Origin of the sequence: Roseomonas sp. 18066 (assembly GCF_902706185.1) — a bacterium.
Taxonomy (GTDB): domain Bacteria; phylum Pseudomonadota; class Alphaproteobacteria; order Acetobacterales; family Acetobacteraceae; genus Pseudoroseomonas.
Genome location: NZ_CACSJM010000001.1, coordinates 57,566 through 83,096 on the forward strand (window position 1 = coordinate 57,566; position 25,531 = coordinate 83,096).

The following is a 25,531-nucleotide window of genomic DNA, read 5'->3' on the forward strand; positions in this document are numbered from 1 at the left end:
GAGACCCTTCAGGCCGACTTGGAGACGTCCCAGAAGACCGGGATGGGGGCGGTGACGACGCCGGCGACGTTGCTGCGCCAGGCCTGCTTGGCCAGGAAGAAGCCGGTGGGCAGGAAGATCACGTCGTTCAGCGCCGCCGCGTTGATCTTCTCGGCGATTCTCTTTTCGTCCTCGAGCGAGGCGCTGTCGTACCATTCGGCGATGCCGGCCTCGACGCCGGGGCTGTCGGGCCAGCCGAACCAGCCCTTTTCCCCATTGGCGCGCAGGCCGAGATAGGCGGCGGGGTTGATGCAGTCGGTACCGGCATGGCTGACCTGGAAGGTGTGCCAGCCGCCCTGCTCCGGCGGCGCGCGGCGGTTCAGTCGGCGGGTCTGGATGGTGGCGAAGTCGGTCGAGATATAGTCGATGTTCAGCCCGATGCGGCGGAACATGTCGGCGGCGACATCGCCCACCGCCTTGGCGGCGAAGGAATCCTGCGCCGTCAGCATGACGATCTTCTCGCCGGCATAGCCGGACTCGGACAGCAGCCGCTTGGCCAGCTCGAAATCGCCGCCGCGGGCCAGGGTGGTGTCGCCGGCCTCGGTGTAGAGCGGCGTGCCGGGCGTGAAATAGCCGTTCATCGGGCGGCGCAGCGCCGTGTCCTCGCCCACCAGCGCGCTCAGATAGTCGGTCTGGCGGATGCCGGCCAGCATGGCGCGGCGGATGCCGACCTTGTCGAAGGGCGGCTGCAGGTGGTTCAGCCGCACGCCGGAGACGACGCCGAGGTCATTGGCGATGCCGGTGCGGATGCTGCGATGCCGCTCCAGCTGCGGCACCAGGTCGGGCAACGGGCTTTCCAGCCAGTCGACCTCGCCGGTCTGCAGCGCGCCGGCGGCGGTCGCGCCATCGGGGATGATCAGCCATTCGATGCGGTCGACCAGCATCCGCTTGCCGCCGGCCATCCAGGAGGCGGGCTCCGGCCGCGGCTGGTAGCCTTCGAAACGCTCGAAGACGACGCGGGAGCCGACGCGCCATTCGGCGGTGACCATGCGCATCGGGCCGCTGCCGATATATTCGGTGATCACCTTGCTGGGGTCGGTGCGGGCGATGCGCTCCGGCATGATGAAGGTGCAGGGCGTGTTCGACTTGGCCAGCGCATAGAGCATCTTCGGGAAGGGGCGCTTCAGCACCCAGCGGAAGCTGCGGTCGTCGAGCGCGGTCAGGCTGTCCTCGATGGCGGCGATGTTCTGCCCCATCACGTCGCGCGCGGCCCAGCGGCGCAGGCTGGCCACCGCGTCGCGCGCGGTGACGGGGGCGCCGTCATGGAAGACCAGGCCGGGGCGCAGGCGGAAATGCCAGGTCAGCCCGTCGGCCGAGACCTCCTCATGCTCGACCATCTGGCGCTGCGGCAGCATGCGCGTGTCGATGCCGTAGAGCGTGTCCCAGACCAGCAGCGCGGCGTTGCGCACGCTGTAGGAGGTGCCCCAGATCGGGTCGAGATTGGCGATGTCGCCCTGGGGGACGAAGCGCAGCACGCGGGTCGCGGCCTGGGCCGAGGCCGGACGGGCGAGGAAGGGCGCCGCCAGGGTGGTGACCCCGAGCGAGGCAGTCAGGAGGGAACGGCGGCGCATGGCGTCCTTCGGGGCTGGGCGGAATTCCGCCCCTGTGAAGGCCGTGCTGTCTGGTTCCCTGCCGCGCGGGCTTGGACGCCGCGCTTGGCGGCAGAGTGAGACCTCGCCCTGCTTGAGGCAACACAGTTAAGCTCGGCCTGAGGCTCAGTTTTGCTGAGCCTCAGCCGGGGCCGCCCGCTTGGGACCGGGGGGTGCCGCATGGTAGGAGGGGTGCCATGCCGATCGACCTGATCTGCCTCGATGCCGATGACACGCTGTGGCACAACATGCGCCACTTCCAGGCGACCGAGGACGCGCTGCTGGCCATCCTGCAGCCCTTCGCCGAGGCGCGGATCGCGCGCGCGGCGCTGGAAGCCTGCGAGATCCGAAATCTTGCCCTGTACGGCTACGGCGCCAAGGGTTTTACGCTCTCGATGATCGAGACGGCGTTGGAGTTGGGCGGGGACGCGTTGCCGCCGACGGCATTGAAAAAAATCCTGGAGGCGGGGCGGGTGCTGCTGCGGCATCCGGTGCAGCTGTTCGACGGGATCGAGGCGACGCTGGCGGCGCTCGCCGATCGCGGCCGGCTGGTGCTGGTGACCAAGGGCGACCTGCTGCACCAGGAGAGCAAGCTGGCCGCCTCCGGCCTCGGCGACCGCTTCTCCGGCATCGAGATCGTCAGCGACAAGAATGCCGAGACCTTCCGGCGCCTTTTCGCCCGCTACGATGTCGTGCCGGGGCGCGCGGTGATGGCGGGCGATTCGATGCGCTCCGACATCCTGCCGGCGCTGGAGGCCGGCGCCTGGGCCGCCTTCGTGCCGCAGCAGCAGGTCTGGAGCCATGAGGCGGCGGCGGCGCCGGAAGCGCATCCGCGCTTCCGGCAGCTTTCTCGACTTGCCGAGCTGCCGGATTGGATCGACAGCCTGACCTAGTCGGCGGCCAGGGTCGGCGTGGCGAAGACGCGGCGCTGCGGGGTGGCCAGGCCCATGGTCTGGCGCAGCGTGCCGCCGGCATAGTCTTTCCGGAACAGCCCGCGCTTCTGCAGCTCCGGCACCACCAGATCGACGAAATCCTGCAGCGAGCGCGGCACCACCGGCATGTCGACATTGAAGCCGTCGCAGGCCTGGCCCTTGAACCAGTCTTCCATCTGGTCGGCGATCTGCACCGGGTTGCCCTTGAACATCACATGGCCCAGCGAGGGCACGATCCGCTCATAGGTCTGGCGGATGGTCAGGTTTTCCGCATGGGCCATGGCGGCGATGGAGTCGCGGTAGCTGGCGACACCGGCGATCTCGCCCTCCATCGTCGGCAGCGGGCCGTCGATCGGATAGGCCGAGAGATCCATCTGGCATTGCCGCGACAGATAGGCGAGGCCGAGCTCCGGCAGGATCAGCGATTGCAGCTCCTGGAATTGTTCTTCGGCTTCCGCTTCGGTGCGGCCGATATACAGGGTCACGCCGGGCAGGATACGAAGGCTGTCGGTGGGTCGGCCATACTTCGCCATGCGCGACTTCACGTCGGCGTAGAATTCCTGCGCCTCCGCCTTGGTCTGGGCCACCGAGAACATCAGCTCGGCATGCTCGGCCGCCAGCTCGCGCCCGGCTTCCGACTGGCCGGCGGTGCAGAGCACCGGATAGCCCTGCGGCATGCGCGCCACGTTCAGCGGGCCCTGGACGGAAAAATGCTTGCCGACGTGGTTCAGGCGCTGGACGCGGTCGGGATCGAGGAAGCGGCCGCTGGCCTTGTCCTCGATGAAGGCGTCCTCGGCCCAGGAATCCCACAGCCCCTTGCAGACCTCGACGAATTCGCGGGCGCGGTTGTAGCGCTCGGCGCGCGGCACATGCGCGACCCGGCCGAAATTCACTGCGTCGCCGGCATAGGAGCCGGTGACGATGTTCCAGCAGGACCGCCCCTGGCTCAGATGGTCGAGCGAGGCGAAGCGGCGCGCCAGCAGATAGGGCTCGTCATAGGTCGTGGTCGCGGTGGCGAACAACCCGATCTTCGATGTGTGCTGCGACAGCGCCGCCAGCAGGGTCAGCGGCTCGAAGGCGGCCGGGCGGTCGGAGCGGCTGGTGGCCGAGAACAGGATCGGGTCGTCCATCTGCCGCACGGCATTGCCGTCCGCCAGGAACAGCATGTCCAACTTGCCGCGCTCGGCCAGCTTCGCCAGGTGGATGGCGTTGTCCAGGCTCATGGTGGTGGGCGACCAGGCGTCGCGGTGCCGCCAGCCGGCCAGGTGGCTGCCCAGGCCGATCAGGCTGGTCATCAGGTTCATCATCAGCAGCGCCTCCACCCGCGCCGGTCTGCGGCGCCATCTCCGGGGGCCGCGACCGGCATTTTTTCTTCCCTGCCCGGCGATGCTGCGGCAGGCGCGGGCGGCGGGCAAGGGGGGGCCGCGTCAGCCCGTGGCGAAAGCCAGCAGCTCGGCGTTCAGCCGCGCCCGGTGGCTGAGCGGCAGGCCATGCGGCGCACCCTCGAACAGGCTGAGCCGGGCGCCGGGGATCAGCGCGGCGGTGGCCTGGCCGGTCAGCGGCAGCGGGCAGGTTTCGTCCCGGTCACCCTGCAGCACCAGCACCGGCAGGCGCAGCCGCGGCAGGTCCTCGCGGAAGTCGGTGGTGGTGAGCGCGGCGTGGAAGGCCTCCAGCGCGCGCGGGCTGGCTTGCAGGGCGAGGCCGATCAGCCAGTCCAGCTCGGCCTGCGGCACCTCGGGCCCGGCGAAGGGGCGGGCATTGCGGTCCAGCCAGCCGCGCCAGTCCGGGCGCAGTTCTTCCTGGATGAAGGCGCGGAAGATCGCCGGGTCGATGCCTTCGGGGTGGTCGTCGCGGCGGGCCAGCAGCGGCGTGGTCGGCGCGATCATCGCCAGCCGGGCGATGCGGTTTCCGCCGTGCCGGGTCAGGTGCCGCACCGCCTCGCCGCTGCCGGCCGAGAAGGTGATGGCGGTCGCGTCGCGGATGTCATGCGCCTCCAGCACCGCCTCGAGGTCGTCGGCAAGCGTGGAAAAATCCATGGGGCCGCCGGGGTCGGGGGAGGCGCCATGGCCGCGGCGGTCATAGGTCAGGCAGCGGAAGCCGGCGGCCAGCAGCGCCTCGGTCTGGTGGCGCCAGGAGGCGCCGGGCAGGCTCCAGCTGGCCAGCAGCACCACGGGCGGGCCGGCGCCCTGGTCCTGGCAATGCAGCGTCGCGCCGTCGCGGGTGGTGATGGCGGTCATGGCGGGCTTTCCTCCGTGGTGCCGTTCCAGGCTGGGCCCGCGGCAGGGCAGCGGTCGATGACCTGCCAGGTCATCAAGGCAAGGCGGGTGAACTTCGCGTCAGCGCGGGCGTCGCAATCCGCGCGGAACGGCAGCAGGAATGATACGGATTCGTTCCAAAACCAGGGCGCGAGACGGGTTTGCGCGGCATGTCGCGCCGCCGATGCGTCCCGCGAAAACCCCTGTCGCGGCGTTGGAAAGCCCGGCGGCGGCCTTGGCTTGACGGGGCGAAAACGCCGATCCCAGGATGCGGCGAACCCTCGGGGGGTGCTCGCCATGCCGCTGCGCATCCTGCTGGCCGACGACCATGCCGTGCTGCGCCGGGGCCTGCGCAGCCTGCTGGAAGAGCGTGCCGGCTGGCAGGTCTGCGCCGAGGCCGCCGATGGCTGCGCCGCCGTGGATCTGGCGCTGCGGCTGCGGCCGGCGGTCGCCATCCTCGATCTCGGCCTGCCGGGGCTGGATGCGCTGGCGGCGACGCGGGCGATCCGCCGCGCGGCGCCCACGACCGAGGTGCTGATCTTCGCCCTGCAGCACAGCGCTTCCCTGGTGCGGGAGGTGCTGGCCGCCGGCGCCCGCGGCTATCTGCTGAAGCGCGATGCCGAGGGCGCCGTGCTGGCGGCCGTCGAGGCCCTGGCGGCGCGCCGCCCGTATTTCTCGCCGGCCATCGGCGACACGGTGCTGGCCGGCTTCCTGCGCGCCGGCGACGGGGGAGACGCGATCCACCTGACCGGCCGTGAAAAGAAGATCGTCCAGCTGCTGGCGGAGGGGATGAGCAACAAGGCGGTCGCCGCGCGGCTGGCGATCAGCGTCAAGACGGTGGAGACGCACCGCACCGCGGCGATGCGCAAGATCGACGGTCATTCGGTGGTCGACCTGGTGCGCTACGCCCTGCGCGCCCAGCTCACCTCGATCTAAGCGGGCGCGCCTCGGTCTTCAGGCGGGGCGGCTGCGGCGTTCCTCGATGACCAGCGTGTCTTCCAGCGAGTTCGGCTCGTAGAGCAGGCGGGCGACGACGCCGGCCACCAGCGCGCCCAGCAGCGGCGCCACCCAGAACAGCCAGAGCTGCCCGACATACTCGCCGCCGGCGAAGAAGGCGGGGGCGGTGCTGCGCGCCGGATTGACCGAGGTGTTGGTGACCGGGATCGAGATCAGGTGGATCAGCGTCAGCGCCAGCCCGATCGGGATGCCCGCGAAGCCGGTCGCCGCGCCCTTCGCCGTGGTGCCGATGATGATCAACAGAAAGAAAAAGGTCAGCAGAAGCTCGGTCAGGAAGCAGGCGGCCAGGCCGTACTTGCCCGGGCTGAGCGCGCCATAGCCGTTCGAGGCGAAGCCGGCCGGCACCCAGCCCGGCATACCGCTGGCGATCACCCACAGCGCCATGGCGCCGAGGAAGGCGCCCAACAGCTGCGCCGCCACGTACGGAAAAACATGGCGCGGGGCGCAGCGGCCGGCGGCCCAGAGGCCCAGCGTCACCGCCGGGTTGAAATGCCCGCCGGAGACGTGGCCGACCGCATAGGCCATGCTGAGCACGGACAGGCCGAAGGCCAGGGCCACGCCGGTGAAGCCGATGCCCAGCATCGGATAGGCCGCCGCCAGCACCGCGGCGCCGCAACCACCGAGCACCAGCCAGAAGGTGCCGAGGGCCTCGGCCAGCAGGCGTCGCGACAGGTCGTTCTGCATCGAAGGGCTCCGCGGGTGAGGGAGCGCCAGTCTGTCGGCGTGGCGCGGCCCCCGCCCATCGGGTGAAGACCCGAGGCGGGGCCGGCGCGTCACCCGATCCTTGCTTCAGGCCGCCGCGACGCCCCGGGCGGATGGCCGGTCACCCGCTTGAAGGCGCGGCTGAAGGCGGCCTGGGAGGCATAGCCGAGGCGCGACGCCGCCAGCTCGATCGGCATCCGCTCGCGGCCGATCCATTGCTGGGCCAGGCGCATGCGCAGCTCGGTGACATAGCGCAGCGGGCTGACGCCGGTCACCGCCTGGAAGCGCTCGGCGAAGATCGAGCGGGAGCTGCCCATCTCGGCCGCCAGCTCGGCCACCGTCCAGGCGCGGCCGGGGTCGCGATGCAGGGCGGCCAGCGCGCGGGCCAGGCGGGGGTCGCGCATCGCCTCGGCGATGCCGGAGGCGCGGCCGCAGCCGCTCTCGACCCAGCCGCGCAGGATGGTGGCGGCGACCACATCGGCGAGCCTGGCCAGGATGGCGGCATGGCCCAGGCGCTGGCCGCAGGCCTCGGCCTCCATGGCGGTCAGGATCGGCAGCAGCTCCGGCTGCTGGTCCAGCAGGGTGGTCACCAGCATCGCGGGGGGCATCAGCCGCACCAGCCCCTGCATGGCGCCGAGCTCCAGCTCCATGCAGCTGCTGAACAGCAGCGCGCCACAGGCGGCGCCGTCGCAGGAATCGATGGCGGCGACATCCTCGCAGAGCGGGGCGGCGATCAGGTCGCGGATGTCATGGCACTGCACCATGCCGGCATGCTGCCCCGGCGAGACCAGCCGGTGGCCGCGGCCATGCGGCAGCAGCACGGCCGCCCCCGGGGCCAGGCGGTGGCTGGCGCCGTCGGGGGTCTGCAGCTCGACCTCGCCGCCGGCGACGAAATGGAACTGGGCGCGGCCGGGATCGCCGGGGAAATCCAGGCAGAAGGGGGCGGCCAGGCGGATGCGGCGGTGCTGGATGCCGCGCAGCCGCATGCCCTGCAGCAGCTCGCTCATCAGGTCGGGGGCGGGGGTCTGCATCGGCGGCGGGTCCCGGCGTTTCGGTCAAGGAAGACGGATGATCTGGCATGGATCGTCCGGGTTTTCCACCCTAGCTTCCGCACCAACCTGTTTGATTGACAAAAAGGATTGGTGAATGAGCGACGCTGTGTCGGCGGCCCTGCCCGCCGCGCCGGTCTCAGCACCGGCGACGGCTCCAGCCTGGGCTGCGGTGTTTTCCCTGACGCTCGGCGTCTTCGGCCTGGTCACCGCCGAATTCCTGCCGGCCAGCCTGCTGACGCCGATGGCGCAAAGCCTGGGCATCGCCGAGGGCGTGGCCGGCCAGGCGGTGACGGTGACCGCCGCCGTGGCGCTCGCCTCCGGCCTGCTGACGGCGGTGGCCACCCGCGGCATCGACCGCCGGCTGGTGCTGCTGTTCTTCTCCGTGCTGCTGATCGCCTCCAACCTGCTGGTGGCGACGGCCCCCAGCCTGACCGTGCTGCTGCTGGCCCGCGTCATGCTGGGCATCGCGCTGGGCGGCTTCTGGAGCATGGCGGCGGCGACCGCCATGCGGCTGGTGCCGCCCGACCAGGTGCCGCGGGCGCTGTCGATGGTGTTCAGCGGCGTCTCGGTGGCCACCATCGCGGCGGCGCCGCTGGGCAGCTACCTGGGCGGGCTCTATGGCTGGCGCGCCGTCTTCCACGCGGCGACGGCGCTGGCGGTGGTCGGGCTGGTGGCCCAGCTGGCCACCCTGCCGCGGCTGCCGCCGCAGGGCGTCGCGCGGCTGTCGACGCTGGTGGCGGTGCTGCGGCGGCCGAATATCGGCCTGGGCATCGTCTGCACCGTCCTGGTCTTCGGCGGTCATTTTGCCCTGTTCACCTATATCCGGCCGTTCCTGGAGCAGGTCAGCGAGGTCGAGATCGGCGGCATGGCCTTGCTGCTGCTGGCCTTCGGCCTGGCCAATTTCGCCGGCACCCTGCTGGCCGGCTTCCTGCTGCAGCGGAGCATCAAGCTGACGCTGACGCTGATGCCGCTGCTGATCGGCGGCTCGGCGCTCGCCCTGCTGCTGCTGCCGGCCAGCCTGCCGCTGCATGCGGTGCTGGTGGCGCTGTGGGGCATGGCCTTCGGCGGCGTGCCGGTGGGCTGGTCGACCTGGCTGGCCCGCGCCGTGCCGGACGAGGCCGAAAGCGGCGGCGGGCTGATCGTCGCCGCGGTGCAGCTGGCCATCGCCGGTGGCGCCGCGCTGGGCGGGCTGGCCTTCCACCTGGGCGGCATCGGCAGCGTCTTCGCGGGCGGCGGCACGCTGCTGCTGGCCGCCACCCTGATCGTCGCGGCGGGGGTGCGCGCGCCGCGCTGATTCTCCCGCCGAAGTCCTCGCCCGTCGCCGCTCACGCGGTGGCGGCGAGGCCTTCCACCACGGCGCGGCGGCTTTTCATCAGCGGCTGGATGCGCTGGCCGAAAGCCTCGATGCCTTCGACGAAGTCGTCGAAGGTCAGCATGACGCCGCCGACGCCCGGCACGTCTTCCAATTCGTCCAGCAGCGCCGCGACGGTCGCGTAGGAGCCGATGATCCGCCCGATGTTCAGGTTGATGGCACCCTCCGGCAAGGCATAGCCGCGCACATTGGTGTCGTCGCCGGAGCGCTTGTCGGCCGAGGTCTGGTCGGCCATCCAGGCGATGGCCTCGCGGTCGGCGCCGGCCTGGTAGTGATCCCAGCGCGCCTGCGCTTCTTCATCCGTCTCGGCGGCGATCACCATGAACAGCGCGAAGGAAGAAACATTCCTCCCGGTCTTGGCGGCGGCGGCCTGCACCCGCTCGGTCATGCCGGCCACGGCCTTCGGCGTGTTCTGGCCCTGGCCGATGCAGAAATTATAGTCGGCATGCCGCGCCATGAAGTCGAGGCCGGCGGCGCTCTGCCCGGCGCAGACCACCTCGATGGGGCTGGAAGGCAGCGGCGCCAGGCGGCAATCCTCCATCTGGTAGAAGTCGCCGCGGAAATCCGATTTTCCGGTCGCCCACAGCTCGCGGATGACGGTGGCATATTCGTCGAGCTGGTCGTAGCGCCGAGAAAAATGCTCCTCGCCCGGCCAGAGGCCCATCTGCGAATATTCCGGCCGCTGCCAGCCGGTGATCAGGTTCACCCCGAAGCGGCCCGGCGCGATGCTGTCGATGGTGATGGCCATGCGCGCCATGATCGCCGGCGGCAGCACCAGGGTGGCCGCCGTCGCGAACAGCTTGATCTTGCTGGTCACCGCGGCGAGCCCCGCCATCAGCGTGAAGGATTCCAGGTTCTGGTCCCAGAAGCCGGTCTGGCCGCCGAAGCCGCGCAGCTTGATCATCGAGAGCAGGAAGTCGAAGCCGTAATGCTCCGCCTTCTGCGCCACTTCCTTGTTGAGCGCGAAGCTCGGCGCGTATTGCGGCGCGTTGGACGAGATCAGCCAGCCATTGTTGCCGATGGGAATGAAGACGCCGATTTGCATGGCGGAATCCTTGGGCGGGAGTGTCGCTGCGGGCGCCGTTCGGTCCAGCGGTCCTCGAAGCGGGACCGGCGGGGCCGTCGGCGCCTCACGGGGTGACTGGCGCGACCTCGGCCGGCAGCCTAGCCGCTGCCGGCCGCCGCGCCAATCATCCTGCGGGCCCGCCCTGTGCGCCTGGCGATACCTGCCCGGGAAAAATCTAGCGCCGGGTTAGTTCCGCCGAATTCGACAGCCGCGCGCCGATGCGGCGCATCTGGCCTTCCAGCCCGAGCTCCGCCGCCTCGCCGGCGGCCACCGCCGCGAAGAAGCGGTGCTTCAGATAGTGGCGCCAGTCGACCGGCTGCGCCGAGAGGAACGCGGTCAGCAGGGCATAGCGCGCCGGCGACCAGGTTTTCTCGAAGTCGCGACGGGCGCGGCCGATGTCGAAATGGTCCTGGTTCGCCGGCGTCGGGCGGGCGCCGCGCAGCGCGGTGGTGGCGGGGCGATGGACGGCGCCGTCGCGCAGCACCACGCCGTAATCCGCCTCGGCCGCCGCCTGGCTGACGAAGCCGCAGCGCACATCCTCGGCGACCAGCGCCGGGTCGCGGGTGAAGGGGTCGCCATAGCCGCCGGCGCCGGCGCCGACGACGCGCACCACATCGCCCGGGCCGCAGCGCATGATGTCGGTATTGCCCTGGCTGAGCTCCTGCGGCGTGCCCGGATTGCGCAGGAAGCGCGAGGTGGCGCCGGCCCGCCCGCCCAGCACGCCCCAGGAGGCGAAGACCGAGCGGTTGCGGTTGCGCGCGGTGACCACGGTGCCGGGGGCGAAGACCTGGAATTCCATCACCGCCGACAGCCCGCCGCGCTGCTGGCCGGGGCCGGCGCTGTCCGGCCACAGCCCGTAGCGGTTGAACAGGACCGGCACCTCGGCTTCGGAGATCTCGATCGGCGTGTTCTTCAGGAAGGCCTGGGCGCCGCCGGCGCCGTTCGGCCCGTCGGCGAAGGGCGTGCCGCCGCCGCCGCCGCCGACCGGCCCGATCGAGGCCATCACCGGCCGCCCGTCGGCGCCGGCGGTGCGGACATTCATGATGGAATTGCCGCCCGGCGAGGTCGCCGGCAGCCGCCCCGGCATGGCGAGCGAGAAGGCGCCGAAGGTGACGATCTGCGTCAGCATGCAGGTCAGCGAGCGCATCCCCACCGCCGCCGGCGCGGTGCAGTTGACCACCGAGCCTTCCGGCAGCACGGCGCGCGCCGCGCGCAGCGTGCCGGCATTCAGCAGCATGGTCGGATCGAGCGTGAACAGCACATAGGTCAGGCCGACATGCACCAGCGGGTGCCGTTCCCGCCCGCCGAGCGGCATGTTGAGCGAGGCGGCGACCTGCGGGTCGCTGCCGGTGTAGTCGAGCTCGACGCTGTCATCGGCGACGCGCAAGGTCAGCGCGACGCGGCAGGGCACGCCGCCCTCGCCATCCTCGTCGGCGAAATCGGCGAAGAAATACTCGCCATTGGGGATCTGCCGGATGGCGGCGCGGGCCTGGGCCTCGGCATAGTCCAGCATGGCCGCGATGCCGTCGCGGAAGGTCTGCAGCCCGAAGCGGCCGATGATCTCCTGGATCTTGCGCTCGCCGACATTGACCGAGGCGATCTGCGCCTTCAGGTCGCCCCAGTTCTGCTCCGGCGCGCGGACATTGAGGCGCAGGATGCGCAGCACGTCGTCGTTCATGCGGCCGCGCGAGAAGAGCTTCAGCGGGGGCACGCGGATGCCCTCCTGCTCGATCTCGGTCAGGGTGCGCGACAGCGAGGCCGGCACGGCGCCGCCGATGTCGGTGTTGTGGATATGGCCGGCGACGAAGCAGACCAGCTGGCCCTCGCGGAACACCGGCTTCCAGATATGCAGGTCCGGCGTGTGGGTGGCGACATTGCCGCTATAGGGGTCGTTGCAGATGCAGATGTCGCCGTCCTCGTAGTCGGCGATCAGCGCGATCATCGGCCCGTAGTCGATGCCGCTGTACCAGGGCGCGCCGAAGCGCCGCGGCGAGGCGAAGGCCTGGCCTTCCGCCGTCAGCAGCGTGCAGGAGAAATCCTCGGTCTCCTTGACGAAGGTGGAATGCGCGGTGCGCATCAGGGTGAAGGCCATGGCATCGGCGGCGGCGCCGCAATGATTGGCCAGGATCTGCAGGCTGCGGCGATCGATCGGCATGATGCGGGATCCTCTCAGCGCGCCGCGGGGGTGATCAGCAGGTTGCCGTGGTCGTCGACGGCGAGGGTGAAGCCGCCAGGGATGCAGGTGGTGCAATCCGGCTGGGCGATGATCGCCGGCGAGGCGAAGGCGTGGCCCGCCAGCAGGGTCTGCCGCTGGTACAACGGGACTTTCTGCCAGGCGCCGTCGAGATAGGTGTCCACCTCTGCGGCGGGACCGGCGGCTGTCGTGGCGGCGGCGAGCCGGGGCAAGGCGGGCTTCGGCGTGGCGCCGGCGATGGCCAGGCGCAGCGTCACCACCTGCACCGGCGCGCCGTCATCGGCATGGCCGTAGAGCTTCTGGTGCTGCGCGTCGAAGGCGGCGCGCAGGGCTGCCAGGTCGCCCTGGACGATCCAGTCTTCCTGCAGCGACGTGTCGACCTCGAAGGACTGGCCCTGGTAGCGCAGCTCGGCGGAGAGGCTGAGGCGCGGGGCGCCATCGAACTTCTGGTCGTCGACCAGCCAGGCGATGGCCTCGTGGCGCATGGCGACCAGGCTGTCCTGCAGCAAGGGCAGGCTGGCTTCGGCCAGCGGCGCGTAGATGGTACGGATGAAATCGCTCTTCAGGTCGGCCACCAGCCCGCCCAGGGCGCTGAGCACGCCCGGCGTCGGCGGCACCACGACGCCGGCCAGGTTGAGCTCGCGCGCCAGGAAGCAGGCGAGCATCGGCCCGGCGCCACCGAAGGCCAGCATCTGGAAGTCGCGCGCATCCAGGCCGAAGCGGGAGATCAACCCGCTGGCATCGGCATACATGGCGCTGACCGACAGGTCGAGGATGCTGGCCGCCGCTTCCTCGATGCTGCAGCCGAGCTTCCCGGCGATGCCGCCGACGGCCGCGCGGGCGGCGTCGAGGTCGAGACGCACCGCGTCATAGCCCAGCGCCGAATGGCCGATCAGCCCGCAGACCGCGGCGGCGTCGGTGACCGTGGGTTCCTGGCCGCCCTTGCCGTAGCAGGCCGGGCCCGGCGTCGAGCCGGCGCTGCGCGGCCCGACCTTCAGCACGCCCAGCGCATCGACCCAGGCGATCGACCCGCCGCCCTGGCCGATGGATGTCACCGAGACAGAAGGAATAAAAATCTGGAAGTCGCCGATGATCTCGCCGGTGCCGTATTCGGCCTCGCCCTGCTGCAGCACGGCGAGATCGGCGCTGGTGCCGCCGATGTCGAGCGTCAGCAGCCGCGGGAAGCCGCATTCGCGGGCAATGAAGCCGGCGCCGATGACGCCCGAGGCGGTGCCGGACAGCACCATCTGCACGCATTCGGCCTTGGCCTGGGCAATGCCCATGACGCCGCCATTGGACTTGGTGATGCGCGGCGCCGCGGGAACGCCCAGGCCGGACAGCGTCGCGGCGAAGCGGTCGAGATAATGCGCGACGCGCGGCTGCACATAGCCGCTGATGCAGGCGGTGATGCTGCGCTCGTACTCCCGGATGATCGGCCAGATGGCGCCGGAGCGGAACACCGGCACGCCCGGCGCCAGCTCGGCGAGAATGGCTTCGACCTGCTTCTCGTGCAGATCGCTGCGCCAGGCATGCATCAGCGCGACGACGATGGCCTCGGCGCCTGCCGCGCGGGCGCCGGCCAGCGCCGCCTCGACGCTGGCGCGGTCGACAGGAAGATGCTCGCTGCCATCGGCGCGCAGCCGGCCCTGGATGCCGAAGACGCGGTCGCGCGGCACCAGCGGCGCCGGCCGCGTCGAATAGAGGTTGTGGATCTCGGGGATCTTCAGCCGCGCCATCTCGAGGACATCCTCGAAGCCGGCCGTGGTCAGCAGCGCCAGGCGGACGCCGTTGCGCTGGATGACGGTGTTGATGCCGACCGTGGTGCCATGGGTGAAGTAGTCGACGGCCGTGGCCTCGACGCCATGGCGCTGCGCCAGCTGCGCCAGACCGGCCTCGATCTCGGCGCCCGGGGCATCGGGGCGGGAGAAGACCTTCAGCGTGACCAGTCGCCCGCTCGTCTCGTCCAGCGCGGCGAAATCCGTGAAGGACCCGCCGACATCCACGCCAACCCGCCAGCCCATGCGTCTCTCCTTGTCCTGACCGTTGACTGCCATGCCGGGCGGCGGTGCCGCCAATGACTTTTGGCACGCAGGGGCAAACCTCGGGTTATGGCCCCCCGGAATGCCCGGTGCTGACAGCCTGTCTTTCCGCCAGGTGGCACGCCGCCCATAACCTCAGGTTTGGCTCTCCCGCGCGAAAGCGATTGGACCGGGCGGCGGCTGCTGGCCGATGCTGCGCCTGGTACGGGAATTCTGCGGGGCGAATGGCGATGGGCGGGGCAGGGCCGTTGCTGCAACGGCTGGATGAATTGGCACGACCCGCCGTCACCCTGGCGGTGGACGGCCAGGTGGTGACGGCGCTGGAGGGCGACACGGTGCTGACCGCCGTGCTGCTGCATGGCGCTGTTCTGCGTCAGTCGGAATTCGGCGACGGGCCGCGCGCGGGCTTCTGCCTGATGGGCGCCTGCCAGGATTGCTGGGTCTGGACCGAGCAGGGCACGCGGCTGCGCGCCTGCAGCACGCCGGTGACGCCGGGGCTGCGCATCGTGACGCTGGAGGTTCCATGGCCGCGCCTCGGGTGATCGTGGTCGGCGCCGGGCCCGCGGGCACCCGCGCCGCCGAGGTGCTGGTCGCCGCCGGCCTGCGCCCGCTGGTGATCGACGAAGCCGCGGACAATGGCGGGCAGATCTACCGCCGGCAGCCCGCCGGTTTCCGCCGTCGCGCCGAAGCGTTGTATGGCACCGAGGCCGGGCGCGCGCGGGCGGTGCATGGTGTGTTCTCGGCGCTGCGCGGCCGCATCGAGCATTGGCCGCAAAGCCTGGCCTGGCAGCTGCGCGATGGCGCGCTACAGGTGGAGCGTGGTGGCCGCGCGCATCGGTTGGAATTCGACCGCATCATCCTGGCGACAGGGGCGACCGACCGGCTGCTGCCGATCCCGGGCTGGACGCGGCCCGGCGCCTTCAGCCTGGGCGCTGCGCAGATCGCGCTGAAGGCGCAGGCATGCGCCATCGGTCGCCGCGTGGTCTTCCTGGGCTCCGGCCCGCTGTTGTATCTGGTGGCGGCGCAATACGTGAAGGCGGGCGCCACGGTGGCCGCGGTGCTGGACACGGCGCCGGCCTCGGCCCGCCGGGCGGCGCTGCCGCTGATGGCCTCGCGCCCCTCGCTGCTGGTCAAGGGTGCCGCGCTGCTGTGGCGGCTGAAGCGCGCCGGGGTGCCGGTGCATCACGGCGTGACGCCGCTGCGCATCGAGGGCGAAAGCCGTGTCACCGGCGTGGTCTTCCGCGACTCCACCGGGCGCGAGCGGCGGCTGGAGGGCGATGCCGTCGGCATGGGCTGGCATCTGCGCGCCGAAAGCCAATTGGCCGACCTGGCCGGCTGCGCCTTCGATTTCGACCCGGTCAGCCGGCAATGGCTGCCGCGCATCGATGTCGATGGCCGCAGCTCGGTCGACGGCGTCTATCTGGCCGGCGATGGCGTGCGGCTGGCCGGCGCCGATGGCGCTGAGCTCGGCGGCAGGCTCGCGGCGCTGGCGGTGCTGCAGGATCTGGGATTGCCGGCGCCCGCGGGCGTCGACGCTGCGGCGCTGCGCCGTGGCCTGGCGCGGATGGAGCGTTTCCGCCAGGGCCTGGCCATCGCCTTTCCCTGGCCTGGCGAGCTCATCGCGGCATTGCCCGACGAGACGCTGGTCTGCCGCTGCGAAGCGATCACCGCTGGCCAGCTGCGCCGCGGCGCGACCACGCTGGAAGCGCCCGAGATGAACCGCGCCAAGGCTTTCACCCGTGTCGGCATGGGGCGGTGCCAGGGCCGATTCTGCGGTATCGCGGGGGCGGAGATCCTGTCGGCCGCGCGCGGCGAGCCGATGCAGGCTGCCGGCCGCATCCGCAGCGCCGCGCCGGTCAAGCCATTGCCCGTCGCCATCGAGCTGGAGACGCCGTGATGGCGAGCGTGAACCAGAGCGACGTGCTGATCCTGGGTGGCGGGCTGATGGGGGCGGCGACCGCCTTCTTCCTGCGCCAGCGCGGGGTTTCCGTGACGCTGCTGGAGCGCGGCCTCTGCGGCCAGCAGGCAAGCGGCGTCAATTTCGGCAATGTCCGTCGCCAGGGCCGTTTCCTGCCGCAGCTGCCGCTAGCGAACCGCGCGCGCCTGCTATGGTCGCGGCTGCCGACCTTGCTGGGCGAGGATGTCGAGTTCCTGCCCACCGGCCATCTGCGCGTCGCCTATCATCCCGAGCAGGTGGCGATGATGGAGGCCTATCGCGACGGCGCCCGCGATTACGGCCTCGACCTCGAGATCATCGGCGGCAATGCGGCGCGCGACCGTTTCCCGTGGCTGTCCTCGGAAGTGCTGGGCGGGTCCTTCTCGGTCGAGGATGGCCATGCCAATCCGCGGCTGGTGGCGCCGGCCTTCGCCCGCGCGGCGAAGCGCGACGGCGCGCGCATCGTGGAGGATTGCGATGTCATCGCCATCGAGCGCGAGAGCGATGGCTTCCGCCTGGAAAGCGCGGATGGGGAAATCTGGCGCGCGCCGGTGCTGCAGGTGTCTGCGGGTGCCTGGGGCGGACGCATCGCCGAGGCCTTCGGCGAGCCGGTGCCGATCATCGCGCGCGGCCCGCAGATGGGCGTGACCGAGCCGGTGCCCTATGCGCTGCATCCGGTGCTGGGTGTCACGACGAAGACCATCGGCGAGGTCATCTACATGCGCCAGGTGACCCGCGGCAACATCGTCTTCGGCGGCACCGGCCATGGCCCGGCCGATCTGGACACGCGCCGCGCCAAGGTGATGCCGGAGATCACGCTGCAGCAATTCGCGCAGCTGCGCCGCATGGTGCCGGCGGTCGGGCAGTTGCGCATCATCCGCACCTGGAGCGGCGTCGAAGGCTATCTGCGCGACGACCGGCCGGTGATGGGACCAAGCGGCAAGGTGCCTGGCCTGTTCTACGCCTTTGGCTTCTGCGGCCATGGATTCCAGCTCGGTCCGGGCGTCGGCGAGGTGATGGCGGAGCTGATCGCGACCGGCAGCACCACGACGCCGTTGGGGCCTTTCCACATCGGGCGCTTCGCATGACGCCGCTGGCCTTCGAATCCGGCATCTTCGAGCGCCGGCATGGTGATTTCCTGATCTCGACCGACCGTGCGCGGCTGGACCTCGCCGCTATCCACCGCTTCCTGCATGACGAGGCCTATTGGTCGCCGGGCATTGCGCGCGACATGGTGGAGCGCGCCATTGCCGGCTCGCTGGCCTTCGGCGCCTATGCCGCGGATGGCGCGCTCGCCGGCTTTGCGCGCGTGGTCACCGATGGCGCGGCCTTCGCCTATCTGCGCGATGTCTTCGTCGTCGACGCCTATCGCGGCAAGGGGCTGGGCCGGGCGATCAGCGCGGCGGCGCTGGAGCATCCGGACCTGACAACCATCCGCAACTGGATGCTGGCGACGCGCGACGCGCATGGCGTCTATGCGACGCTCGGCTTTCGCCCCGTCCCCGACCCGTCGCTCTATATGCAGAAGCGGCGTCCATGATCCTTCCCGTTCTTTCCAGGAGCCTGCGCATGACGTCGAAGCCTCTCCGCAAGCCTGCCCTGCTGGCGGCGCTGCTGCTCGGCGTTGCCCTGCCGGCGCAGGCGCAGAGCTCGCTGACCCTTGGCATCAGCGCAGCCCCCGCCTCGGTCGATCCGCACTTCAACCAGGGCACCTCGACCCAGACCCTGACCTACCATGTCTTCGACACGCTGACCGACCGGCGTCCCGATGCCAGCTTGGCGCCGGGCCTGGCGCTGAGCTGGACGCCGATCGAGGACACCGTCTGGGAGTTCCGCCTGCGCCCCGGCGTGCGCTTCAGCGATGGCACGCCCTTCACCGCCGAGGATGTCGCCTTCACCTTCGCGCGGCTGCCGAATGTGCCGAATGCGACGGCGAGCTATGCCGGCCAGGTGCGTGCCGTCCGCCGTGTCGAGATCGTCGATCCGCTGACGCTGCGGCTGCACACCGATGGGCCGGCGCCGAGCCTGCCGATCGACCTCTCAGTGGTGGGCATCGTCTCGCACAGCATCGGCGCGACGGCGACGACCGAGGACTACAACTCGCTGAAGTCCGCGATCGGCACCGGGCCCTTCGTGCTGCGCCGCTTCTCGCCGGGCACCGAGGCGGAGCTGGTGCGCAACGAGGCCTGGTGGGGGCCGAAGCCGGATTGGGACCGCGTCACCTTCCGCTACATTCCCAATCCGGGCGCACGCTCGGCGGCGTTGCTGTCGGGCAGCGTCGACATCATCGACCTGCCTTCGCCCAACGACCTGCCGCGCTTCCGCACCGATCCCAAGGTCTCCGTCTATTCCGCGCAGGGCTGGCGCCTGGTCTATCTGGCGCCGAACCAGTCGGCCGCGGTCGCGCCGATGATCACCGGCAATGATGGCCAGCCGTTGGCGGAGAATCCGCTGCGCGACCGCCGCGTGCGCCAGGCGCTGTCCATCGCCATCAACCGCGAGGGCCTGGCCGAGCGGGTGATGCAGAACACCGCGACACCCGCTGCGCAGTTCCTGCCGCCCGGTCTTTTCGCGCACAACCCGGACATCACCGTGCCCGCCGCCGACCCGGATGCGGCGAAGAAGCTGCTGGCCGAGGCCGGCTATCCGGATGGCTTCCGCATGGTGCTGCCGGTGTCGCAGAATGCGCGGCCGACCGATCCGATCGCCGCCCAGGCCATCGGCCAGATGTGGACCCGCATCGGCGTGCAGACGACGATCGAGACCATGCCGCTGTCGGTCTATTCGCCGCGCTCGGCGCGCATGGAATTCCCGATCAGCATGTGGGGCTGGGCCAGCCCGGGCCATGCCGGCCATCCGTTGATCAGCGTCATCGCCAGCAACGATCGCGCGAAGCTCACCGGCAGCTTCAACCGTTCCGGCTATTCCAACCCGGCGCTGGACGCGCTGATCCAGCGCGCGGTGTCGACGCTGGACGACAACCAGCGCGAGGCGCTGCAGCGCCAGGCGGTGGCCGAGGCGATGACCGATGTCGCCATCATCCCGCTCTACCAGCTGACCAATTTCTGGGCGACGCGGCGCGGTGTCACCTATGAGGCCAGCGGCTACGACTACACCCGCGCTGTCCTCGCGCATCAGGCGCGCTGAGCCATGCGGATCTATATCACCGCCGACATTGAAGGCATCGCCGGCGTCGTCAGCCGGCAGCAGAGCCTGCCGCCCGGCATCGACTACGAGGCGGCGCGGCGCTGGATGACCGACAGCGTCGCCGCCGCCGCCGAGGCCGCCTTCGCCATGGGCGCGGACGAGGTTGTCGCCTGCGACAGCCACTACAATTCGCAGAACATCCTGATCGAGCGCCTGCCGAAGCGGGTGCAGCTGGTGCAGGGCGTGCGCCGGCCGCTTGGCATGGTGGCGGGCGTCGACGAGGGAAAGTTCGACGGCGCCTTCTTCATCGGCTGGCACACCGGCAGCACGCATCGCTCGGGCGTGCTCGGCCACACCATGCGCAGCCTGGTGGTGCGCGAGGTCCGGCTGAACGGCAAGACCGTGTCGGAGGCCGGCTTCTACCACCCGGTGATGGGCCACTTCGGCGTGCCGCTGATCGGCATCTCCGGCGACGCCCACTTCGTCGAGGAGACGCGCGGCCTGGCCGGCGATGTGGAGGCAGCCGTGGTGAAATGGGCCTATGGCCATCTGGCCGCGCGCAGCCTGACGCCGGCCGCCGCCTATGAGGCAATCGATGCCATGGCGCGCCGCGCCATCGCCCGCATCGACGATTTCAAGCCCTCTCGCATCGACGGCCCGATCGCGCTGGAGGTGGAGTTCAAGCACCGCCCGCCCGCCGACACGCTGTCGCTGTTGCCGCAGGTCGAGCGGCTGGACGGCTACACCATCCGCGTCATGGTGCCGGACATGGCGGGCGCCTCGAACTTCATGTCCGTCGCGCTCGGCTACGATCCGACCGAGAAGTAGGCACGGCGGCCGGCGCTGCAGCCTCGCCCGGCAGCGCCGCGATGGCCGCGCGGATATCGTCCGAAATGTCGCGCACGAAGCGGCTCGCCGGGCGGATGCCGGAGGTCACCAGGCTCAGGCTCATCAGCACGCGCGGCTCGAAGGGACGGATGGTGACGCCGGGGAAGCGCGTCCAGGGCAGCAGCCCATCGACCAGCGCCACGCCGAGCCCCGCCTGCACCAGCGGCAGGGCGGAGATGGCCAGCGAAATCTCGATGCCGATGGTGCGCGGCAGGCCGGCACGTTCATAGGCGGCATCGAGCGGCACGCCGACATCGGCATGCGAGCCGTAGGAGATCAGCACCTGGTCGACCAGGTCGGCCGGCGTGACGACGGTCTTGCGCGCCAGCGGCGAATCCTCCTGCATCAGCGCCACCACGCGCGTCGTCGTCAGCAGCTCCGCCTGCACCATCGGCACGCGGATCGAGGACATGGTCAGGCCGAGATCGATGTCGCCGACAAGGATCTTCTCTGCCAGCTCCTCGGCCGGCAGGGTGCGCAGGATGACCTTCACACCCGGGTGGCGCTTGCGGAAGGCCGTCAGGGTCGCCGGCAGCACGGCGAAGCTGGGTGGCGCGCTGGCGCCGATGCGCAGCAGGCCGATGCGCCGCTCGCCGATGCGGATGGCGAGGTCCCGCACCGTCTCGATCTCGCGGAAGACGCGGTCGGCATCGATGAACAGCAGCTGCGCTTCCGCGGTCGGATGCAGCCTGCCGCCGACGCGCTCGAACAGCTTGTAGCCAAGCTGGTCCTCCAGGTGGCGCAGCACCTTGCTGATCGCCGGCTGCGAGACATTCAGCAGCTGCGCCGCCGAGGTCAGCGTGCCGCTGCGCATGATGGCGCGGAAGATCTCGAGCTGCCGGGCGTTCATCGCAAGGCCGTAGCGCGGGCGCCCGCCCGCTGGCAAGCCTGAACGCGGCGTTTGCCGTCGTCGCCGGCTTGGACCCTCCGCTTAAATCAAGACACTGCGCAGAGCGTCCTATTCTTGAACCGGTCGCGAGACACGGTACAGGAAAACAAAACAACCAGACGGTTTCCGAAACGATCATCAAATTATTGTTTACTCATCGTGAAGAGCAAAAAGCGGCGCTAGCTTGCAGTCGAAACGAACCTTGGCCGTCGACCATGCCGGGCCAAGGGGGGAGGGGAGCGCAGGATGCTACGAGGGATCGTCCGTCGGACCGGGCCAGGAGGCGCGCCGTGAGTGGCAGCGTGGCCGCGGCGGTTAGTGCCCTGGCGGCCCAGATCGGCGCGCTGCTGACGCCGCCGCAGGATCCGGCCTTCACGCCCGAGGTGCATGTCACGCCGACGCGGTTGCGCGCAGCGGGGCTGGGCGGCTTCGTGGGCATCGATGCAGCGCCGCGCGCCGAGCGCTTCGCGCGGCAGATCGAGGCGCAGGTGGTGGTGCGGATCTTCGCGGCCAACCCCGCAGCTTTGCTGGCGGTCGAGCAAAGGGCTGCGACCGACATCATCGGCGCCGATCCCATCAGCCTCCGCAGCCAGGGCTTCCTCAGGGTGGAGCGGACGGCGTCGATCGAACCGCCGCTGGCGGCGGCAGACGGCATCGTCCCGGCGGCCGGGCGGGATCTGCGCTTCGCCGTGCTCTACGAGCACCGGCCGGCGCCCGACACCGGTGATGGCGTCATCGAGGACGTGGCGCAGGGTCTGGTGCCGGCGCCGCTGGGGCCGTCCGCGCGGCGTGTCTATTCGAATGCCTTCGCGCGCGATCCGATGGCCGATTTCGCCGTGGTCGATGCCGCCGTGGGCGGGCCGGCGGGCGCCTGGTCCTGGCATGCGGCCTCGCGCGAGATCCGCCAGAGCTCTGGCCGCGGTGCCGGTGCCGCGACGCCGGATGGCAGCCAGCAGGGCACCTATCTGCTGCTGAGCGACGCGGCGGCGGGCGGGCCGCTCGCCGACTTTGCCGCGCAGGCCGAGATCCGGTCCGATGGCGATGGCGCGATCGGCCTGGTCTACCGCTTCGGCGGCGCCGGCAGCTTCGGCAGCATCCTGCTGGATCGCCCGGGCAGTTGGCGCCTCCTGGCGCGGCGTTCAGGCGGCACCGGCCAGGCCTTCGCCGAGGGTGGCGTGACCACCACGGCGGGCTACACGCCGGCGACGTGGATGCGCATCGGATTGCTGGTGGTCGGCCGCGCGGTGACCCTGCGCATCGACGACCGCATCGTGCTGAGCGGCCGCGACGATGGGCTGCCATCGGCCGGTGGCGTCGGCTTCTTCTGCTGCCGCAACGCGCAAGCGCGATTCGGGCGGCTCAGTGTGACGCGCCTCTAGAATCGGAACGGGAGGGCCTCGTGGCGGAAACCTTTGTCAGTGCAAATCTGGTCCTGCCAGGGACCTATATCCGGGTCCGGTCGGAGGGGCTGATCGGTGTCGGCGGCATCTCCGCAGGCAATATCGGCATCGTCGGAAAGACGGCGACGGGGGGCGGCGCCACGGTGACCCTCTCCACGGCGGCCGAGGTCGAGGCGGCCTTCGGTGCGCCGAGTGTCACCGGCGGCGCGCTCAACCTCGCAGCCATGCTCGGCGAGCTCTACCGCAACGGCGCGCGCACGGTCTTCGCCCGCGGCGTCGCCAACAATGCCGACCAGGCCGCCTACACGGCCGCCTTCGGCGAGCTGGTGAAGGAGGATGTGCAGATCCTGGTGGCGCCGGATCTGACCACCGCCCAGGCGATCTCGGTGCTGCCGCCGATCCTGGAGACGGCGGAGAATGCCGGCCACGACATCATGGCGGTGATCGGCGGCGATGGCGCCGATGCCGCGGCGGTGGAGGACCAGGCGCCGACCGATGACCGCGTGATCTTCGCAGCGCCCGGCTACTACGTCTTCAACCCGGCCGACCCCGATACCGACCTGGCCTTGGCCGGGACGTATATGGCCGGGCCGGTGGCCGGGTTGCTGTCCAGCCTGGCGCCGCATGTCAGCCCGACGAACAAGGTGCTGCCGGGGGTGACGCGGCTGACGCAGCGCTACACCTATGCGCAGCGCATCGGCCTGACGCAGAACCGCACCCTGGCGCTGGAGCAGCGCGGCGGTGTCCGCGTGGTGCGTGGATTGACCACCGACAATGCCGGCTTCACCCAGGTGACGACGCGCCGCATCGTCGACTTCGCCAAGGCCGGCATCCGCAAGGCCTCCGATCCTTTCATCGGCAATCTGAACAATGAGCGGGTGCGGGCTGCGCTGGCCGGCGCCATCGATGGCTTCCTGACCTCAATGCGGATCGACGAGCAGCTCACCGCCTATCAGCTCGAGGTCACGGCGACGCGGCGCGACGAGATCGAGGGCAGGGCGGTCGTCAACGTGCTGCTGCAACCGACCTTCAGCATCGACTTCGTCGCCGTCACCATCGTTCTGCAATAGGAGCGTGCCATGAACACCGATGTCTATACCGGCGCGGATGGCGCGATCCTGCTCTCGGCGCCACCTGGCAAGGAGGGCGAGGCGGCGCAGGCGGTGATCGACGCGCAGCAGCTGACGACGGTCGGTCGTGTCCGCGATGCGCGGGTCGAGGTGCGCAGCGAGATCCGCGCCTATCACGAGATCGGCCAACGCTATGCCACGCAGCTGCGCGCCGGCAACGTCACGGTGTCGGGCACCTTTGGCCGTGCCTATCTGAACGGCGCGCTGCTCGGCCTGCTGCTGGGCGAGGCGTCGGGCACCCGGCCCGCGGCCAACTGGATGCATCCGGCCTTCAACGTGACGCTGCGCATCGCCAATCCGGCGAGCGGCGCCAGCAACATCCTGACGCTGCACGACGTCAAGCTGAAGAGCTGGGTCTACACCTTGCCGGAGGACGATTTCCTGATGGAGCAGGTCGACTTCCAGGCGCTCTACATCACCGTCGCCGAGGGCTGAGCGGTGTTGAGCGCGGAGGATCTGCTGGCCGGTGGCGCGCTGCTGCATGCGGTGACGCTGCCGGAGCGGCTGCTGCCCGGTCGCGCGGAAGCCGATCGGGTCGTGCAGCTGCGCGCCCTGACGGTGCGTGATCTGAAGCTGATCTCCCGCGCCTCGCGCGACAATGAGGAGCTGGCGGCCGCCTTGATGCTGCGCCAGGCGATGGTCGAGCCGAGCCTGACCCTGGAGCAGGTGAATGCCTTGCCGGCCGGGCTGATGCAGATCCTGCTGCGCGAGGTCAACCGCATCAGTGGCATCAGCGCGACGGAGGAGGAGGTGCTGGAGGCGCTGCAGGACCCCCTGGCCCGCGCCTCGATCCTGCTGAGCCGTGAGCTGGGCTGGACTCCCGAGGAGATCGGCCGGCTGACCATGGGCGAGGTCATGCTGCATGTCGCGGCCCTGCGCGGTGGAGCCTGACATGCGCGACGCCATTCCCGCCGAGCTGCGCCAGGCGATGGCCCTGGCGCGTCGCATCGCCCGGCCTTCCACGGGGCTGCTGCATGCGTTGCATCGGGCCGATGGCGGGTTGGACTTCGCGGGACTGCCGGAAGAGCTGGTGCGCCAGCAGGACTTCCAGGTGCTGGCATCGTTGCTGGCACGGGGGCCGGCGACGGGGCTGGTCCCCGCCGGCGCGCCGAGGAAGGTGAAGCTGCCGGCATCCCGCGCGGCCTTGTCCGGGCCGCCAGCACCGTCGATGGAGCAGGCGGTGCAGAACCGGCGCCCTGCCTTGGTCCGTCACGATGAGGCGCCGTCGCCGCGTGGCGCGCCGATGCCCGCCGCGGCGGGCGGGGGGCGCGGCGATGTCCGTGATCCTGAGCGCGGCGCAGGCGTTCCCATGGTGGCGCGACACGGTGCCGCTGGTGATCCTGCTGTTGAGAGAAGCAGCGATCGAAATCATCCGGCAGCTGTGCCGACTCTACGGCCCCTTCTGCAGAAGGCAGCGGATGGCCATCCCCGGCTTTCGGCGAGATCACAAATCGCCGACCTGGCCGAGCGTCGAATGGCTTCTCGCCGGCAGCGCGGTCCGGATGATGGTCCGCCCCGTGCGACGCCTGGCTTTGACGCGCAGCGGAACGGGACCAGCGACGCGACTGCCTCCGAAGAGATCGATGCCGGCGCGCAAGCGCGCCGGCAGCCCGAGGCGATGGTGGACAGTCGGGTTGCGCGCGCCGCGCTGCATTCCGTCAAAGATGCAGAGGCATCAGCGGCCGCCGTCTCCAGTCCTTCGGAGGATCGGCGCCCGTCGCCAGGCCGCGTGGATCGCGCCATGCCCGCCGATATCGCTGCGACCTTTCCAACCGCCTCCCCGCCCGCTGCGCCGTCGCGGCGGTTGAGTCTGGATGACGACGCCGACTCGCTGCGTGAAGCCGCCTGGCGCCACGGAGTGTCGCTGACATGACCGTCGTTCCG

General features: G+C 70.5%; 24 protein-coding genes. 14 read left to right on the forward strand and 10 right to left on the reverse strand.

Going from position 1 to position 25,531, the window contains the following annotated elements:
* Nucleotides 1-8: 8 nt before the first annotated feature.
* Entirely contained in the window at nucleotides 9-1,610 is a 1,602-nt protein-coding gene (locus GVN67_RS00260) for an ABC transporter substrate-binding protein (RefSeq protein ID WP_159992245.1), read from the reverse strand.
* Between the two features lie 215 nt (nucleotides 1,611-1,825).
* On the opposite strand from GVN67_RS00260, the gene GVN67_RS00265 reads away from it, so the two are divergent.
* Nucleotides 1,826-2,521, forward strand: a complete 696-nt coding sequence (locus tag GVN67_RS00265; protein ID WP_159992246.1) for an HAD family hydrolase — start codon at nucleotides 1,826-1,828, stop codon at nucleotides 2,519-2,521.
* Here GVN67_RS00265 and GVN67_RS00270 read toward each other — a convergent pair.
* From GVN67_RS00270 to GVN67_RS00280, 3 genes are all read right to left on the reverse strand, one after another.
* A complete protein-coding gene (locus GVN67_RS00270) occupies nucleotides 2,518-3,867 on the reverse strand; it encodes an LLM class flavin-dependent oxidoreductase (protein WP_159992247.1) in 1,350 nt (449 codons plus the stop codon). The genes GVN67_RS00265 and GVN67_RS00270 overlap by 4 nt on opposite strands.
* A 120-nt stretch (nucleotides 3,868-3,987) precedes the next feature.
* Entirely contained in the window at nucleotides 3,988-4,797 is an 810-nt protein-coding gene (locus tag GVN67_RS00275; protein WP_159992248.1) for an alpha/beta fold hydrolase, read from the reverse strand.
* Nucleotides 4,794-5,114, reverse strand: a complete 321-nt coding sequence (locus GVN67_RS00280; RefSeq protein WP_159992249.1) for a hypothetical protein — start codon at nucleotides 5,112-5,114, stop codon at nucleotides 4,794-4,796. The genes GVN67_RS00275 and GVN67_RS00280 overlap by 4 nt, the downstream gene beginning before the upstream one ends.
* Here GVN67_RS00280 and GVN67_RS00285 point away from each other — a divergent pair.
* The gene (locus GVN67_RS00285) at nucleotides 5,113-5,751 is read left to right on the forward strand and encodes a response regulator transcription factor (RefSeq protein ID WP_159992250.1); all 639 of its coding nucleotides are present in this window, start codon (nucleotides 5,113-5,115) and stop codon (nucleotides 5,749-5,751) included. The genes GVN67_RS00280 and GVN67_RS00285 overlap by 2 nt on opposite strands.
* Before the next feature lie 18 nt (nucleotides 5,752-5,769).
* Here the strand turns inward: GVN67_RS00285 and aqpZ are convergent, their stop codons facing one another.
* Together aqpZ and GVN67_RS00295 are read right to left on the reverse strand one after the other, a co-directional pair.
* Entirely contained in the window at nucleotides 5,770-6,516 is a 747-nt protein-coding gene (gene aqpZ, locus GVN67_RS00290) for an aquaporin Z (RefSeq protein ID WP_159992251.1), read from the reverse strand.
* Nucleotides 6,517-6,605: 89 nt separating this feature from the next.
* On the reverse strand, nucleotides 6,606-7,565 hold the full coding sequence (locus tag GVN67_RS00295) for an AraC family transcriptional regulator (protein WP_159992252.1): 960 nt from the start codon (nucleotides 7,563-7,565) through the stop codon (nucleotides 6,606-6,608).
* A 115-nt stretch (nucleotides 7,566-7,680) separates the two neighbouring features.
* Between GVN67_RS00295 and GVN67_RS00300 the strand changes: the two genes are divergently transcribed.
* On the forward strand, nucleotides 7,681-8,880 hold the full coding sequence (locus GVN67_RS00300; protein WP_159992253.1) for an MFS transporter: 1,200 nt from the start codon (nucleotides 7,681-7,683) through the stop codon (nucleotides 8,878-8,880).
* Nucleotides 8,881-8,911: 31 nt separating this feature from the next.
* Here the strand turns inward: GVN67_RS00300 and rutA are convergent, their stop codons facing one another.
* The 3 genes from rutA to GVN67_RS00315 form a co-directional block, all read right to left on the reverse strand.
* A complete protein-coding gene (gene rutA, locus GVN67_RS00305) occupies nucleotides 8,912-10,003 on the reverse strand; it encodes a pyrimidine utilization protein A (RefSeq protein ID WP_159992254.1) in 1,092 nt (363 codons plus the stop codon).
* Nucleotides 10,004-10,199: 196 nt separating this feature from the next.
* Complete coding sequence (locus GVN67_RS00310; RefSeq protein WP_159992255.1) at nucleotides 10,200-12,179, reverse strand: hydantoinase B/oxoprolinase family protein; 1,980 nt, start codon at nucleotides 12,177-12,179, stop codon at nucleotides 10,200-10,202.
* Between the two features lie 14 nt (nucleotides 12,180-12,193).
* Entirely contained in the window at nucleotides 12,194-14,239 is a 2,046-nt protein-coding gene (locus GVN67_RS00315; protein ID WP_159992256.1) for a hydantoinase/oxoprolinase family protein, read from the reverse strand.
* 266 nt (nucleotides 14,240-14,505) lie between these two features.
* Between GVN67_RS00315 and GVN67_RS00320 the strand changes: the two genes are divergently transcribed.
* From GVN67_RS00320 to GVN67_RS00345, 6 genes are read left to right on the forward strand one after another with little or no spacing between them, the layout of a single operon-like run.
* Complete coding sequence (locus GVN67_RS00320) at nucleotides 14,506-14,799, forward strand: (2Fe-2S)-binding protein (protein ID WP_235034879.1); 294 nt, start codon at nucleotides 14,506-14,508, stop codon at nucleotides 14,797-14,799.
* Nucleotides 14,781-16,154, forward strand: a complete 1,374-nt coding sequence (locus GVN67_RS00325) for an NAD(P)/FAD-dependent oxidoreductase (RefSeq protein ID WP_159992257.1) — start codon at nucleotides 14,781-14,783, stop codon at nucleotides 16,152-16,154. Before GVN67_RS00320 ends, GVN67_RS00325 begins: the two co-directional genes overlap by 19 nt.
* Nucleotides 16,154-17,281 (forward strand): FAD-binding oxidoreductase, encoded by a 1,128-nt coding sequence (locus GVN67_RS00330; RefSeq protein WP_159992258.1) that lies wholly within the window; start codon nucleotides 16,154-16,156, stop codon nucleotides 17,279-17,281. Before GVN67_RS00325 ends, GVN67_RS00330 begins: the two co-directional genes overlap by 1 nt.
* Nucleotides 17,278-17,733 carry a GNAT family N-acetyltransferase gene (locus tag GVN67_RS00335; RefSeq protein ID WP_159992259.1) on the forward strand — a complete coding sequence of 152 codons (456 nt, stop codon included), beginning with the start codon at nucleotides 17,278-17,280 and terminating at the stop codon, nucleotides 17,731-17,733. The genes GVN67_RS00330 and GVN67_RS00335 overlap by 4 nt, the downstream gene beginning before the upstream one ends.
* Before the next feature lie 29 nt (nucleotides 17,734-17,762).
* Entirely contained in the window at nucleotides 17,763-19,340 is a 1,578-nt protein-coding gene (locus GVN67_RS00340; RefSeq protein WP_159992260.1) for an ABC transporter substrate-binding protein, read from the forward strand.
* 3 nt (nucleotides 19,341-19,343) lie between these two features.
* Entirely contained in the window at nucleotides 19,344-20,168 is an 825-nt protein-coding gene (locus GVN67_RS00345) for a M55 family metallopeptidase (RefSeq protein ID WP_159992261.1), read from the forward strand.
* Here the strand turns inward: GVN67_RS00345 and GVN67_RS00350 are convergent.
* Nucleotides 20,128-21,078, reverse strand: coding sequence for a LysR substrate-binding domain-containing protein (locus tag GVN67_RS00350; protein ID WP_159992262.1), 951 nt, complete (start codon nucleotides 21,076-21,078; stop codon nucleotides 20,128-20,130). The two genes, GVN67_RS00345 and GVN67_RS00350, sit on opposite strands and share 41 nt — an antisense overlap.
* Nucleotides 21,079-21,407: 329 nt before the next feature.
* Here GVN67_RS00350 and GVN67_RS00355 point away from each other — a divergent pair, with 329 nt between their 5' ends.
* Genes GVN67_RS00355 through GVN67_RS30415 form a run of 5 tightly spaced genes read left to right on the forward strand, consistent with a single transcriptional unit; the run spans nucleotide 21,408 to nucleotide 25,520 of the window.
* Nucleotides 21,408-22,496, forward strand: a complete 1,089-nt coding sequence (locus tag GVN67_RS00355; protein ID WP_159992263.1) for a hypothetical protein — start codon at nucleotides 21,408-21,410, stop codon at nucleotides 22,494-22,496.
* A 20-nt stretch (nucleotides 22,497-22,516) separates the two neighbouring features.
* Nucleotides 22,517-23,587, forward strand: a complete 1,071-nt coding sequence (locus GVN67_RS00360; protein ID WP_159992264.1) for a phage tail sheath C-terminal domain-containing protein — start codon at nucleotides 22,517-22,519, stop codon at nucleotides 23,585-23,587.
* A 9-nt stretch (nucleotides 23,588-23,596) separates the two neighbouring features.
* A complete protein-coding gene (locus tag GVN67_RS00365) occupies nucleotides 23,597-24,082 on the forward strand; it encodes a hypothetical protein (protein WP_159992265.1) in 486 nt (161 codons plus the stop codon).
* Nucleotides 24,083-24,085: 3 nt separating this feature from the next.
* The gene (locus tag GVN67_RS00370; RefSeq protein WP_159992266.1) at nucleotides 24,086-24,538 is read left to right on the forward strand and encodes a hypothetical protein; all 453 of its coding nucleotides are present in this window, start codon (nucleotides 24,086-24,088) and stop codon (nucleotides 24,536-24,538) included.
* Nucleotide 24,539: 1 nt separating this feature from the next.
* Nucleotides 24,540-25,520 (forward strand): hypothetical protein, encoded by a 981-nt coding sequence (locus GVN67_RS30415; RefSeq protein ID WP_159992267.1) that lies wholly within the window; start codon nucleotides 24,540-24,542, stop codon nucleotides 25,518-25,520.
* Nucleotides 25,521-25,531: the final 11 nt, after the last annotated feature.

Excerpts from the sequence above, each read along its gene's own strand:
- GVN67_RS00260 (WP_159992245.1), bottom strand. The coding sequence starts at position 1,610 with ATGCGCCGCCGTTCCCTCCTGACTGCCTCGCTCGGGGTCACCACCCTG.
- GVN67_RS00265 (WP_159992246.1), top strand. The coding sequence starts at position 1,826 with ATGCCGATCGACCTGATCTGCCTCGATGCCGATGACACGCTGTGGCAC.
- GVN67_RS00270 (WP_159992247.1), bottom strand. The coding sequence starts at position 3,867 with ATGATGAACCTGATGACCAGCCTGATCGGCCTGGGCAGCCACCTGGCC.
- GVN67_RS00275 (WP_159992248.1), bottom strand. The coding sequence starts at position 4,797 with ATGACCGCCATCACCACCCGCGACGGCGCGACGCTGCATTGCCAGGAC.
- GVN67_RS00285 (WP_159992250.1), top strand. The coding sequence starts at position 5,113 with ATGCCGCTGCGCATCCTGCTGGCCGACGACCATGCCGTGCTGCGCCGG.
- GVN67_RS00280 (WP_159992249.1), bottom strand. The coding sequence starts at position 5,114 with ATGGCGAGCACCCCCCGAGGGTTCGCCGCATCCTGGGATCGGCGTTTT.
- aqpZ (WP_159992251.1), bottom strand. The coding sequence starts at position 6,516 with ATGCAGAACGACCTGTCGCGACGCCTGCTGGCCGAGGCCCTCGGCACC.
- GVN67_RS00295 (WP_159992252.1), bottom strand. The coding sequence starts at position 7,565 with ATGCAGACCCCCGCCCCCGACCTGATGAGCGAGCTGCTGCAGGGCATG.
- GVN67_RS00300 (WP_159992253.1), top strand. The coding sequence starts at position 7,681 with ATGAGCGACGCTGTGTCGGCGGCCCTGCCCGCCGCGCCGGTCTCAGCA.
- rutA (WP_159992254.1), bottom strand. The coding sequence starts at position 10,003 with ATGCAAATCGGCGTCTTCATTCCCATCGGCAACAATGGCTGGCTGATC.
- GVN67_RS00310 (WP_159992255.1), bottom strand. The coding sequence starts at position 12,179 with ATGCCGATCGATCGCCGCAGCCTGCAGATCCTGGCCAATCATTGCGGC.
- GVN67_RS00315 (WP_159992256.1), bottom strand. The coding sequence starts at position 14,239 with ATGGGCTGGCGGGTTGGCGTGGATGTCGGCGGGTCCTTCACGGATTTC.
- GVN67_RS00325 (WP_159992257.1), top strand. The coding sequence starts at position 14,781 with ATGGCCGCGCCTCGGGTGATCGTGGTCGGCGCCGGGCCCGCGGGCACC.
- GVN67_RS00330 (WP_159992258.1), top strand. The coding sequence starts at position 16,154 with ATGGCGAGCGTGAACCAGAGCGACGTGCTGATCCTGGGTGGCGGGCTG.
- GVN67_RS00335 (WP_159992259.1), top strand. The coding sequence starts at position 17,278 with ATGACGCCGCTGGCCTTCGAATCCGGCATCTTCGAGCGCCGGCATGGT.
- GVN67_RS00340 (WP_159992260.1), top strand. The coding sequence starts at position 17,763 with ATGACGTCGAAGCCTCTCCGCAAGCCTGCCCTGCTGGCGGCGCTGCTG.
- GVN67_RS00345 (WP_159992261.1), top strand. The coding sequence starts at position 19,344 with ATGCGGATCTATATCACCGCCGACATTGAAGGCATCGCCGGCGTCGTC.
- GVN67_RS00350 (WP_159992262.1), bottom strand. The coding sequence starts at position 21,078 with ATGAACGCCCGGCAGCTCGAGATCTTCCGCGCCATCATGCGCAGCGGC.
- GVN67_RS00365 (WP_159992265.1), top strand. The coding sequence starts at position 23,597 with ATGAACACCGATGTCTATACCGGCGCGGATGGCGCGATCCTGCTCTCG.
- GVN67_RS30415 (WP_159992267.1), top strand. The coding sequence starts at position 24,540 with ATGCGCGACGCCATTCCCGCCGAGCTGCGCCAGGCGATGGCCCTGGCG.